At 77.0% G+C, this 12576-nt stretch carries 9 protein-coding genes; all 9 read right to left on the bottom strand.

Annotated features, from left to right (window positions below; genetic code table 11):
- Entirely contained in the window at positions 1-1497 is a 1497-nt protein-coding gene (locus IU369_RS07435) for an aromatic amino acid ammonia-lyase (protein ID WP_217923941.1), read from the bottom strand.
- Positions 1494-3143 (bottom strand): bifunctional diguanylate cyclase/phosphohydrolase, encoded by a 1650-nt coding sequence (locus tag IU369_RS07430; protein WP_217923940.1) that lies wholly within the window; start codon positions 3141-3143, stop codon positions 1494-1496. Before IU369_RS07430 ends, IU369_RS07435 begins: the two co-directional genes overlap by 4 nt.
- Before the next feature lie 62 nt (positions 3144-3205).
- Positions 3206-5368: a replication restart helicase PriA gene (priA, locus tag IU369_RS07425; protein WP_281426232.1), complete on the bottom strand. Its 2163-nt coding sequence runs from the start codon at positions 5366-5368 to the stop codon at positions 3206-3208.
- Positions 5369-5477: 109 nt separating this feature from the next.
- Positions 5478-6671, bottom strand: a complete 1194-nt coding sequence (metK, locus tag IU369_RS07420) for a methionine adenosyltransferase (RefSeq protein WP_217923938.1) — start codon at positions 6669-6671, stop codon at positions 5478-5480.
- A 143-nt stretch (positions 6672-6814) separates the two neighbouring features.
- Positions 6815-8458, bottom strand: coding sequence for a DUF3352 domain-containing protein (locus IU369_RS07415; protein WP_217923937.1), 1644 nt, complete (start codon positions 8456-8458; stop codon positions 6815-6817).
- 125 nt (positions 8459-8583) lie between these two features.
- Complete coding sequence (gene der / locus IU369_RS07410; protein WP_217923936.1) at positions 8584-9951, bottom strand: ribosome biogenesis GTPase Der; 1368 nt, start codon at positions 9949-9951, stop codon at positions 8584-8586.
- Positions 9944-10609 carry a lysophospholipid acyltransferase family protein gene (locus IU369_RS07405; RefSeq protein ID WP_217923935.1) on the bottom strand — a complete coding sequence of 222 codons (666 nt, stop codon included), beginning with the start codon at positions 10607-10609 and terminating at the stop codon, positions 9944-9946. The genes der and IU369_RS07405 overlap by 8 nt, the downstream gene beginning before the upstream one ends.
- Positions 10602-11273, bottom strand: a complete 672-nt coding sequence (gene cmk, locus IU369_RS07400) for a (d)CMP kinase (RefSeq protein ID WP_217923934.1) — start codon at positions 11271-11273, stop codon at positions 10602-10604. The genes IU369_RS07405 and cmk overlap by 8 nt, the downstream gene beginning before the upstream one ends.
- A complete protein-coding gene (gene aroA, locus IU369_RS07395; RefSeq protein WP_217923933.1) occupies positions 11270-12574 on the bottom strand; it encodes a 3-phosphoshikimate 1-carboxyvinyltransferase in 1305 nt (434 codons plus the stop codon). The genes cmk and aroA overlap by 4 nt, the downstream gene beginning before the upstream one ends.
- Between the last annotated feature and the right edge of the window lie 2 nt (positions 12575-12576).

Below are 12576 nucleotides of genomic sequence, written 5' to 3'. Positions count from 1 at the left end.
TCAGGCCGTCGCGCACTCCGGGACGGGCGACCGGCGCAGCAGCGCGCGGACCCGGTCGACGTCGGGTCCGAGGGGGCGGTCCTCGTCGACGGGGGCGACGGCGTCGCACAGCGGACCGGCGAGCCCGGCGAGCCCGGGCGCGGGCGGGCGGCCCCGCAGCGCCCACGCCTGCCGGGCGGTGAGCAGCTCGATCGCGAGGACCTCCTCGGCCAGCCCGAGCGCGCGGCGCAGCGCCTCCGCCGACGCGAACCCGAACGTCTGGGCGTCCTCCTGGCCGAGCGAGGTGTCCACCACCCCGATCGAGGCCGGCACGGCGAGCCGGCGCATCTCGTGGACCACGGCGACGGCGCGCTTGTGCAGCACCACCAGCCCGCAGCGGGGTCCGGGGCGGGGGGTGAGCTGGTCGGGCAGGCCGGTCACGCGTCCGTCGAGCAGGCGGTGCGTCCGCTGGGCCGCGGTCTCGGCCGCCCGCGCGAGCGCCGCCGTGAGGGCGTCCATGCCGGCGGCGAGGCCGATCTCGTGGAAGGCGCCGGTGCTCGTGAACCGCCCGTCGATGAGGGCGGGCGAGTCGTCGGGCACGGCGAGCGCCCGGGTGGCGTCGTCCCCGAGCCGGTCGACGGTGCGGACCAGGTGGGCGATCACCTGCGGCGCGACGCGGAACGACACCGGCCCCTGCGACGACGGCCGGTCCGCGTGGGCGCCAGCCAGCAGCCGGCCGAGGTGGTCGGTCGCCTCCGCCAGGACGGGGTCGGGGCCGAGGCGCCCGACGGCGGGCGACAGCGCGTCGAGGGGGACGCCCGCGGCGTCCGCCGCGGCGGCGGCCCCGGCGGTCATCAGGCCCGCGAGGCGCGCCGCGTCGCGGCGGCGCAGCACGGCGAGGGCGGTGACCCCGGGCGAGCCGGCGAGCAGGGCGATGCCCTCCTTCGGGCGGGGCGCGTACGGCGCGAGGCCCCGGGCGGCGAGGGCCGCCGCGGCGTCCTCGACCCCCCCGTCGCCGGCGAGGACGCGGCCGACGCCGAGCAGCACCTGGAACGCGTGCGACAGGGGGATCACCTCGCCCGAGCAGCCGACGCCCTCGCGGGGGACGGCGGGCGTGAGGCCGGTGTCGAGCATCGCCACGAGGGCCGCGCAGAGCGCCGGGCTGACCCCCGCGGCGCCGGACGTGAACCGGGCGAGCCGCACCGCCACCAGCGCGCGCGCCTCGGCGCGGTCGAGCCAGGGCGCCGACCCGACGGCCCGGCCGATCAGCAGGTTGCCCTGGTGCCGCGCGACGTCGCCGGGGTCGAGGTCGCGGTCGGCGAGGAACCCCTGCCCGGTCGTGACGCCGTAGACCCGGACGCCGGCGGCCAGCGCGTCGATGACGGCCTCGTGGCCGGCCCGGACCCGCTCGACGACGTCCGGGGCGAGGGACACCGGCTCCCCGTCCGCGATCCGCTCGATGTCGCGGGGCGCCGGCGCCCGCGCCGCGGTCCAGGTGAGCCCGGGCGGGCCGCTCACACGCGCTCCCCCCGGACGGCCGCGTCGAGCAGGCGCGCGGCGGCGGGGTCGAACCACGTCCCGGCGCGTGCGGCGAGCTCGGCGCGCACCACGGCGGGGGTGGAGCCGGACGCGATCCGCGCGTCCCAGAAGTCGGCGACCGCGATCAGGCGGGCGCCGTCGGGGATCGCCTCGCCCGCGACGCCGTCGGGGTGCCCCGACCCGTCGTGGCGCTCCGCGTGCGCGCGGACCCAGCCGACCTGCTCGGGCGTCATCACGTCGGTGACGATCTCGGCGCCGAGCAGCAGGTGGCGGCGCAGCAGGGCGGCGTCGTCGGGCGCGGGCGCGGCGTCGGCGTGGCGCAGCGCGGCGGGCAGGCCGAGGGTCCCGATCTCGTGCACGAGACCCGCCTCGGCGAGCATCACGGCGCGGTCGCCGGGCCAGCCGTCCGCGCGGGCCATGCGCTCCACCAGGGCGGCGACGCGCTCGCAGTGGGCGCGGGCGCCGGGCTCGCGGGCGTCGATCGCCCGGGAGAGGGCCCGCGCCACAGCGCCGCTCCCGACGGGGTGGGCCCAGGGCGCCGGCGTCCGGAGGGAGATGCCGGCGTCGTAGGCGACGCAGCGGTCGCGGCCCGAGCGCTTCGCGCAGTAGAGGGCCTCGTCGGCGAGGCGGTACAGCTCGGCGGCGTCACCGGCCTGCGCGAGCTCGGCGACGCCGATCGACAGGGTGACGCGCCCCACGACGGGGACCGGCCGGGAGGACGCGGCGCGGCGGGCGCGCTCGGCGACCCGCAGCCCGGCGGCCAGGTCGGTCTCGGGGAGCACCCAGGCGAACTCCTCCCCGCCGACGCGGGCGATCAGGTCGCCGCGGCGGCCCTCCGCCGTCAGCCGGCTCGCGATCTCCATCAGCGCCGTGTCGCCCGCGAGGTGGCCGTGGGTGTCGTTCACCCACTTGAAGTGGTCGAGGTCGATGACCGCGAGGGCGAGGGGCCGCCCGTGGCGGCGGGCCCTCCCGACCTCGGCGTCGAGGGCGGCCTGGAAGGCGCGGTTGTTGGCGAGCCCCGTCAGGGCGTCGCTCATCGCGAGGCGCGCGAGGCGCTCGTTCGCCTCGGCGGTGCCGATCGCGATGCCCGCGATCTCGGCGAAGTAGTCGAGGCGGTCCTCGGCCCCCGCGGGGAACGGCTCGTCGCGGGTGGTCGCCACGACCATCACCCCCCAGAGCGCGTCGCCCACGAACACCGGCGCCCCGACCCCCCCGCGGTAGACCGGCGCGATCCAGTACCGGTCGGAGTTCTCGCGCCCGAGGGGACGCAGCCGCCCCTCGATGCGCACGGGCGCGCGGCGGCGCACGACCTCGGGGATCACCCCCGCGGGGAGCATCCCGTGGACGGCGCCGATCGGCGCCGCCTCGACGCCCGACGCGCCGGCGACCATCACGCGGTCACCCTCGACGAGGCGGAAGACGAAACCCTGCTCGGCGCCCATCAGGGTCGCGACCTCGGACGCCGCCAGGTCGAGGGCGCCCCCGGCGTCGGCGCGGGCGACGACGGCGGCGGCCACGCGGCGCAGGCTGGCGCGCTCCGCGGCGAGCCGCGCCTCCCACCCGTCGAGGGGCGGGGGCGTGCCGGCCGCGGCGGCGTCCGCGGCGGCCGTGGGGACGGAGGCCATATCGTTCCATCGGCCGGTCGGAGGGGACGCGTGACCGTCCGGGGGCGTGGCCGGCACGGGCGTCACGTCTCCTGGGGGTCCACGTCCACGACCGCCCGGACCCCCGCGCGCCGCAGCGCCGCGTCGTGCTCCGACAGCACGTCCCGCAGCGGCCCGGTCATCTCCGAGGCGCGCGGCGCCTGGAGCAGCAACGCGCGCCGGGTGCGCCCCCGCAGGCGGTGCAGGGGCGCGGGGCCGAGCACGGCGACGGCGGGCGCGGCGTCGCGGACGGCGGACGCCAGCGCGGCCGACGCGGCGGCGACGGCCTCGGGCGACTCACCGTCCACGACGACCCGGGTGAGGTGCGAGAACGGCGGGAGCAGGTGGGCGCGGCGGCGGTCGACCTCGCCGGCGAGGAACTCCTCGACCGCGTGGCGCGCCCCGAGCTGCACCGCCCGGGCCTGCGGCTCGTAGGCCTGGACGATCACGCGCGCCGGCTCGCCGCGGCGGCCGGCGCGGCCGGCGAGCTGGACGATCAGCGAGAACGCCCGCTCCTCCGAGCGGAACCCCGCGAACTGGAGGGGCGCGTCGGCGTCGACCGCGGCGGCGACCGTCACGTCGGGCAGGTCGTGGCCCTTCGCGACCATCTGGGTGCCGAGCAGGATCGCGGGCCCGGGACGCGCGAACTCCTCCAGCAGGCGGGCGACCGCGCCGCGACCGGACGCGCTCGACCCGTCCATCCGCACGATCCGCATGGCGGGCACCAGGCGGCGCAGGCTCGCCTCGACGCCCTGCGAGCCGGTGCCCTGGCGGGCGATCTCCGCCGCGTGGCAACTCGGGCAGACCCCCGGCACCGGCTCCTCGTGGCCGCAGTGGTGGCACGCGAGCCGCCGGGGGCGCTCGTGCTGGACGAGGGCGACGTCGCAGTCGGGGCAGCGGGCGATCCAGCCGCAGCCGCGGCAGAGGGCCATCAGGGAGAACCCCCGGCGGCTGGCCAGCACGATCGCCTTCTCGCCCCGCGCCGCGGCCTCGTGGAGCGCCCGCGCGAGGGGGCGCGACACCGGCCCCGCCCCCTGCAGGCGCATGTCCACGATCTCGACGGTGGGGAGGGCGGAGCCGTCGGCGCGCCGGGGCAGCGAATGCCGCGTGAGTGCGTGCCACGCCTCGGGGCGCGGCGTGGCGCTGCCGTAGACCACGGCCGCGCCGGCGTCGCGGGCGCGGCGGGCGGCGACCTGCCGGGCGTCGTAGCGGGGCGAGCCGTCCTGCTTGTACGAGGGGTCGTGCTCCTCGTCGACGATGATCAGGCCGAGTCGCGGGACGGGTGCGAACACGGCGCTGCGGGCCCCGAGCACGACGTCCGCCTCGCCCTCGCGCACCCGCCGGTGCTCGGCGGCCCGCTCGGCCGGGGTCAGCGCCGAGTGCCAGATCGCGACGCGGGTCCCGAGCCGTGCCCGGAGGCGGCCGAGCAGCTGGGGGGTGAGGGCGATCTCGGGGACGAGCACGATGCTCCCGCGGCCCGATCGGCGGGCCCCCTCGATGGCGTCGAGGTAGACCTCCGTCTTGCCGGAGCCGGTGACGCCGTGCAGCAGCAGCGGGCCCCCGTCGCCGGCCATCGCGGCGGCGATGGCCGCGGTGGCGGCGGACTGCTCGGGGGTCAGCACCGGGGCCGCGTCGCGCGCGGGCGCGACGCCGCCGGCCGACGTCAGGGCGTCGGGCGGCGCGCTCTCGCGCACCAGCTCGAGCGCCCCCTCCTCCCCCATCGCCCGCAGCGTCGCCATCGTCGTCGCGGCGACGCGGCAGAGCTCGGCGGCGGGCAGCGCCCCGCCGCGGCGTCCCAGCTCGTCGGCCACGGCGCGCCGCCGGGGCGAGCCGGCGCGGGCGCCGTCGCCCAGGCGCGCCACCAGGCGCTCCCGGGGCGCGGGGGGCGCGACGAGATCCCACCCGCCGTCGCCGGTGCGGCGCAGGCTCCCGCCGCCCCCGGGGGGCAGCACCATGCGCAGGCAGGCCGCCACCGGGGCCAGATAGTAGCGAGCCATCCACCGGGCGAGGTCGAGCAGCTCCGCCGGGATCGGCGGGCCCGCGACGACCCCGGCGAGGGGCACGAGCCGCCCGGCGTGGGTCGGCGGCGCGCGGTCGACCACAACGCCCAGCACGCGGCGGGGCCCGAGGGGGCAGACGACGAGGGCACCGGGCGCGACGCCGTCCCCGAGGTCGTCGGGGACGGCGTAGTCGAGGATGCGGTCCAGGCCGCGCGCGGCGACCAGGGGGAGGACCTGGGCGGCGCGCGCCGTCGCCGCCGCCGGAGGCGGTGCGAGGGCCGGTGCGCCGCTCTGTCGGACGGGGGCCTCCCCGGCGTCAGGCGCTGGCGGCGAGGCGTCCGCCGGCCTCGCGGCCGATGGACGTGTCCTCCCAGGTGAAGTCCGGGTCGGTGCGGCCGAAGTGGCCGTACGCGGCGGTCTTCTGGTAGATCGGCCGGCGCAGGTCGAGCTTCTCGACGATCGCGCCGGGGCGCAGGTCGAACTTCTCGTCGATCCACTGGGCGATCAGCTCGGGCGAGCGGGTCTCGGTGCCGAACGTCTCGACGGAGACGGACACGGGGTGCGCGACGCCGATGGCGTAGGCCACCTGCAGCTCGCAGCGACGGGCGAAGCCGGCGGCGACGACGTTCTTCGCCACCCAGCGGGCCGCGTAGGCGGCGGAGCGGTCGACCTTCGAGGGGTCCTTGCCGCTGAAGGCGCCGCCGCCGTGGCGGGCCATGCCGCCGTAGGTGTCGACGATGATCTTGCGGCCCGTGAGGCCCGCGTCGCCGAGGGGGCCGCCGACGACGAAGATGCCGGTCGGGTTGATGTAGAAGTCGATGCCCTGGCGCCAGAAGCCGAAGTCCTCGAGGACCGGCTTCACGACCTGGCTGATGACCTCGTCGCGGAGCAGCTCGCCCGAGATGTCGGGGGCGTGCTGGGTGGAGAGCACCACCGAGACGACCTCGGTCGGGACCCCGTCCACGTAGCGGACCGTGACCTGGGACTTCCCGTCCGGACGCAGGTACTTCATTGTCTCGCGGCGCATGGCGGCGAGGCGCTCGCACAGGCGGTGCGCGAGCGTGATCGGCAGCGGCATCAGCTCGGGCGTCTCGTCGCTGGCGTAACCGAACATGAGGCCCTGGTCGCCGGCGCCCTGCAGGTCGTACGGGTCGGCGCCGGCGTTGCCGCGGGCCTCGAGGGCGGTGTTGACACCCTGGGCGATGTCGGGGCTCTGCTCGTCGAGCGCGACGGAGACGCCGCAGGTCTCCGCGTCGAAGCCGTACTTGGCGCGGGTGTAGCCGATGGTGCGGATCGTCGACCGGACGATGGAGGGGATGTCGACGTAGGTCGTCGTCGAGATCTCCCCGGCCACCATCACCTGGCCCGTCGTGATCAGCGTCTCGCAGGCCACGCGGCCGAGCGGGTCGTCCGTCAGCACCGCGTCGAGGACACCGTCCGAGATCTGGTCGGCGATCTTGTCGGGGTGCCCCTCGGTCACGGACTCCGAGGTGAACAGGTGCTCAGCCATGCGTGTACGGCTCCTTCCGGGCGTCGGGCGACGGCGAGCATACCAGCGGCCTCCGCGCCCCCCGGCCCCGGGAACGACGGCGGCCGCCCGCCCCCCGTGGAGGGGGCCGGACGGCCGCCGGATGGTGCGTGCGGGGCGGGGTGCTAGCCGGTGACCCGGAGGAACACCTCGAACGTCGGGGTGTCGCCGCCGGTGCTCCAGGCCGTGAGGCTCTTGAGCGGCCGGAGGTTGGCGAGCGCCTCGGCGGGCGCGTCCTCGAGGGCCCCGAGCTTGCGGGCCGCCGCGATCGCCTGCTCGATGTTGACGAACATCACCGAGGTGACCTCGTCGGGCATCCCGCTGACGGCCGCGCGGTAGTCGTCGGAGCCCGAGAGCGGCGCCGTGGGGCGCTGCACCGCGGTGACCGCGGGGACGCTGGTGCCGATGAGCGCCAGGTCGCCGTCCACGCCGTACACCACGCCGGCCTCGGGGGAGAGCGGCAGGCGCCAGCCCTGGACGCCCGCGGCGAGCGGGACCTGCTGCCACTGCGGCAGCGTGGTGTCCGGGCTGAAGGTCCGCAGGAGCTGCGGGACGCCGGCGCGCAGGGCGTCGAGGGTCTGCGTCGCGCGGGCGCCGTCCTCGACCTTCAGCGCGAGCACCGCGCCGGGGTCGGGGTCGCCGGAGGTCACGACGATCGCGTGCTCGCCGCTCGTGAGGGCGGAGAGGTCGTCGAGCGTGACGCCGAGCAGGGCGGGCAGCTGGCCGCCGACCGCGTCGATCTGGCTGCGGGCCTCCTCGCTCTGCGACGCGCGGATCTGGTCGAGGGTCGTCGTGACGGTGTTCGACAGGTCCGAGAAGCCGAGGTAGGCGATCGCGTCGGCGGGGGCCTTGTCGGTGAGGGTCGGCGAGAAGGAGGCGGTGCCGGGGTCCGGCACGCCCATCACGACGCCCTTGACGCGCGCGCCCTCGGGCTCGGCGGCGAGCGACGCCGCCATGACGGCGTTCTGGTAGTCGGCGAGGCCGAGCTGGGCGACCTGGGGGTTCTCGTTGCCGGCGGCCTGCACGAGCGCGCCGATGTCGATGTAGGCCTGGCCGAAGACGTCGGCCGGGAGCTTGGCGAGCGCCTCGGTGAACTTCTCGGTGCCGCCGAGGGTCTTGTCGCCGCCGGCCGCGTGGGCGTCGAGGGCGAGCGCGACCTGCTCGGGGGTGTCGGACACGATGAGGACGCCGTCGGCCACCGCGAGGGCGGTGTCGTCGTCGGTGTAGAGCCGGGCGCCGTCGCGCTCGCCGGCGGCCGTCGCGCCCTCCTTCACCAGCAGCGCCTCGAGCGCCGCCTCCTGGCCGTCCGCGATCTCGACGACGCCGACGAACTCGGTGTCGTCGGCCGCCGCGGCCGCCGCGCCGGGCTGACCCGACGTGATCGAGCCCTGGACCTCGCCCGCGTCCGGCAGGTCGAGGCCGGCGATGGCGGCGCGCTCGCCGAGGAGCGGCTTCACCTCGGTCTCGAAGTCCACGTCCTCGCCGCGCAGCGACTCCTCGATCTGGGCGCGCAGCTCGGGGTAGGCGGGGAACAGCTTCGCGAGGGCGTCCACCTGGGTCCACTGGGGACCGTCGAAGTCGGTGGTGGCCTCGACGTACACCGGGCTCCCCGCGGGGACGTACGAGGCGATCTCGCCGGCGGCCGCGCCCGTCGAGGGCTCGGCGTCACCGCCGCAACCGCTCACCGCGATGGCGGCGCCGGCGACGGCACTCGTCATGAGGATGACGGGCCGGTGTCGGCGCAGTCTCTCCAGGATCTGGACGGCCATCCGATGGGACCTCCGGGTCGGGTGTGCGGTCGCGCGGCCGTCTCCGACAGTAGCAACGGACCCCGGATCCACCGCTGCCCACGGGGTAAAGGGACGGTTCAGTCCGGCGGGGCCGGCCCCGGCCCTCAGCGGCGGCTGCGGACCTCGATGTCGACCGGCACGCCGTCCAGGTCGAACCGCTGCCGCAGGCGGTTCTCGAGCCAGAACCCGTAGTCGCGGGTCATGAGGCCGCGGTCGTTGACGTCGAGGCGGAACGTCGGCGGCGCCTCCCCCGTCTGGACCAGGTAGCGCAGCGACAGGCGGCGCTGGGCCTTGCGCGGGCCGGGGCGCTCCTCGGCGAGCTCGCGGAGCGCCTCGTTGAGGTCGCGCGTCGAGATGCGCGAGCGGTACCGCTCCTCGAGCCGCAGGGCGGCCGGGATGAGGCGGTGGAGGCCCTCCCCCGTCTCGGCGGAGCAGACCTCGATCGGCGGGCGCTGGCGCGACTTGGAGCGCAGCCGCCCGCGGATGTGGTCGAGGTCGGGCTGGGCGGCGTCCCACTTGTTGATGACGAGCAGCGTGGCGCAGTGGGCGTGCGCCGCGCGGTCCACCGCCGAGAGGTCGGCCTCGGTGAGCCCCTCCGTCGCGTCGGCGACCACCAGGGCGACGTCGCTGCGCTCCACGGCCTGGATCGCGCGGATCTGGCTGTAGTGCTCCACGTCCTCCGCCATCTGCCCGCGGCGGCGCAGGCCGGCGGTGTCGATGAGGACGAGCTGGCGCCCGTCGACCTCGATCAGCGTGTCGATCGGGTCGCGGGTCGTGCCGGGACGGTCGTGGACGACGACCCGGTCCTCTCCGAGCAGCGCGTTCAGGATGGAGCTCTTGCCGACGTTGGGGCGCCCGATGATGCAGAGCGCCGGGACCCGCTCGCGCTCGACGTCGGAGAGCGGCGCCTCGGGGAGCGCCTCGACGAGGGCGTCGAGGAGGTCGCCGATGCCGCGGCCGTGCTGGGCGGAGACGGCGTGGACGTCGCCGAGCCCGAGGCTGCGGAGGTTCTGCGCCGTCGCCTCCCGGGCCGCGTCGTCGACCTTGTTCGCGACGAGCATCAGCGGGCGGTCCGCGCGGCGGAGGCGGTCGAGCACCTCGAGGTCGCCCGCCGTCGGCGCGGTCTGCACGTCGACGACGAACAGCACGAGGTCGGCCTCGTCGACGCCGCGCAGCGCCTGGGCGGCGATCTGCTTGCCGACCGAGCTCGGGTCGGCCTCGTCGATGCCGCCGGTGTCGAGGAGCTGGAAGGCGCGGCCGTTCCACTCGGCGCCCGCCTGGCGCCGGTCGCGGGTGACCCCCGCCACGGCGTCGACGACGGCGTCGCGGCGCCCGGCGAGCCGGTTGAACAGGGTCGACTTGCCGACGTTCGGGTAGCCGACGATCGCCACCGTCGGCTGGTCGCCGGAGAGGGTGCTGCCCTGGTGGACGCGGCGCGGACGCCAGCGTGCGCGCTCGGAGGCGTCACCCATCGACGTGCCCCGGCGGGTCGGTGTGGGGGCCGCCCGCGACGGGGATGAGCGCGGCGATGGCCGCCATCATCCGGTCGGCGGCGGTGCGGGACCGCGCGCTGCGCGGGCCGCCCTCGATGTCGGACAGGTCGATCGGCGGCCCGAAGACCACGCTCACCTTCCGGAAGAGCTTGTGGCTGCCCCAGATCGCCGCGGGCACGACGGTGACCCCCGGCTCCAGGCCGAGCGACCCCGCCCCCGGCAGACCGGGGCGCAGGCGCCCGTCGGTGTACCGCGTCCCCTCGGGGAACATGAGGAGGACGTCGCCCCGTCCGAGCACGTCGCGCGCGACGCGCAGGGCCCGCCGGTCGGCGCCGCCCCGCTCCACGGGGAACGCGCCCATGCGGTAGACGATCCGCCGCAGCAGGGGGATCCGGAAGAGCTCGGCCTTGGCCATGTAGTGGCTCCTGCGCGGCAGCGCCGCGACGCCCAGAACGGGCGGATCGATCTGGGAGATGTGGTTCGAGACGACGAGCACGGCGCCGTGCGGGGGGATGTTCTCCCGGCCGCGGACCTTCAGGCGCAGCGGTCCCCGGATCGGGGGGACGAGGATCACGTGCCCCGCGATCCACCATCCACGGGTGATCACGGGGGCCTCGTCGAAGTCCAGCTTAGACACTCCCGTCCCCCAGGTCGCGCACGAGCTGCACCACGAGGTCGGCGACGTCGTCGGCCTCGAGGTCCGACGAGTCGATCACGATGGCACCCTCGGCGACCCGGAGGGGGCTCGTGGCGCGGGTGCTGTCCAGGTGGTCGCGCCGGCGGACGTCCTCCAGGATCGTCGCCTCGTCGACCTCGACCCCGCGCCGCGCGAGGTCGGCGCGGCGGCGGCGGGCGCGCTCCTCCAGGGTCGCGGTGAGGAACACCTTCACGTCGGCGTGCGGGCAGACGACGGAGCCGACGTCCCGGCCGTCGGAGACCCACGAGCCCTCGGCGAGCAGCGCCCGCTGGGCGGCGACGACCTCGTCGCGCACCCCGGGGTGGGCGGAGACCTCGGAGACGTCCGCCGCGACCTCCGGCATCCGGATCTCCCGCGTCACGTCGCGGCCGTCCACGCGCACCCGGTCGCCATCGTCGGTCGGCTCGATCTCGATCGGGAAGTCCCGGGCGAGGGCCGCCAGCGCCGCGGCGTCGGACGGGGCGACGGCGCGCTCGCGCGCCAGCCACGTGATGGCGCGGTACATGGCCCCCGTGTCGAGGTAGGCGACCCCGAGGCGACGCGCGACGGTGCGCGCGACGGTGCTCTTGCCCGCGCCGGCGGGCCCGTCGATCGCCACGATCACGCGGGGACGGCCCCCAGGCCCGCGAGGTCACGGGCGAAGCGCGGGTACGAGACCGCGACGGCGTCGAAGCCCCCCACGACCACGCCCTGCTCGCTGACGAGGCCGGCGACGGCGCCGAGCATCGCGAGGCGGTGGTCGCCCGACGACTCCATCGCCCCGCCGGCGAGCCGGCCGGAGCCGGTCACCTCGAACCCGTCCTCGAGCTCGCGCGCGTCGGCGCCGAGGGCGCGCAGGGCGCCGACGACCGTGGCGATGCGGTCGCTCTCCTTCACCCGCAGCTCGGCCGCGCCGCGCACCACCGTCGTCCCGGTGGCCATCGCGCCCAGCACGCCGACGAGGGGCAGCTCGTCGATCATCGACGGCACCTCCTCCGGCGCCACCTCGGTGGCGCGCAGGCCGTCGGTGCGGCGCACGACGAGGGTGCCGCACGGCTCCCCGGCGACGGGGGACGCGGACTCCTCGGCGATCTCGACGCCCATGCGCCGCATCACGGCGAGCAGGCCGGTGCGCGCCGGGTTCAGGTTGACGCCGGCGAGGCGCACCTCGGGGTCGCCGAGCAACGCCCCGGCCACCAGGTGCGGCGCGGCCGACGAGAAGTCCCCCGGCACGTCGAGGTCGGGCAGCGCGAGACCCGTGACCGGGCCCGTCACGCCGACGGCGCCGCCCTCGCGCAGCAGCGCCACGCCGGCGGCCTCCAGCATCCGCTCGGTGTGGTCGCGCGACAACGACGGCTCGTGGACCCAGGTCGTCCCCTCCGCGAACAGGCCCGCGAGCAGCAGGCAGCTCTTGACCTGGGCGCTCGCCACGTCGAGGCGGTGCGTGATGCCGGTCAGCGCCGCGCCGCCGCTGACCACGAGCGGAGGGGTGCCGCCGGGGGCGGTGAACACCTGGGCCCCCATGGCACGCAGCGGGCGCGCGATGCGCGTCATGGGGCGGGTGCGGAGGGACTCGTCGCCGTCCATGACCACGTGCGCGGCGGCCTGGCCGGCCAGCACCCCGGCGAACAGCCGCATCAGCGTGCCGGCGTTCGCGCAGTCGATCGCGGGCGGCGGGCGCAGGCCGCGCAGGCCGCGGCCGGTGATGACGACCTCCTCGCCCAGGTGGCCGGTGGCCTCGGCCCCGCAGGCCTCGACGGCGGCGAGCGTGGCGGCGGTGTCGGCCGAGTCGAGCGGCCGGCCGATCCGCACGCGGCGGTCCGAGAGCGCCGCGAGCATGAGGGCGCGGTGGGTCAGCGACTTGTCCGGCGGCACCTCGACGGTGCCGCGGAGCAGGGGGACAGGTGCAACCCGGACGACCGCCATCG

The sequence above is a fragment of the Miltoncostaea oceani genome (assembly GCF_018141545.1).
In the GTDB taxonomy this organism is placed as follows: Bacteria; Actinomycetota; Thermoleophilia; order Miltoncostaeales; family Miltoncostaeaceae; genus Miltoncostaea; species Miltoncostaea oceani.
This window is presented reverse-complemented; position numbering and strand designations above follow the sequence as displayed.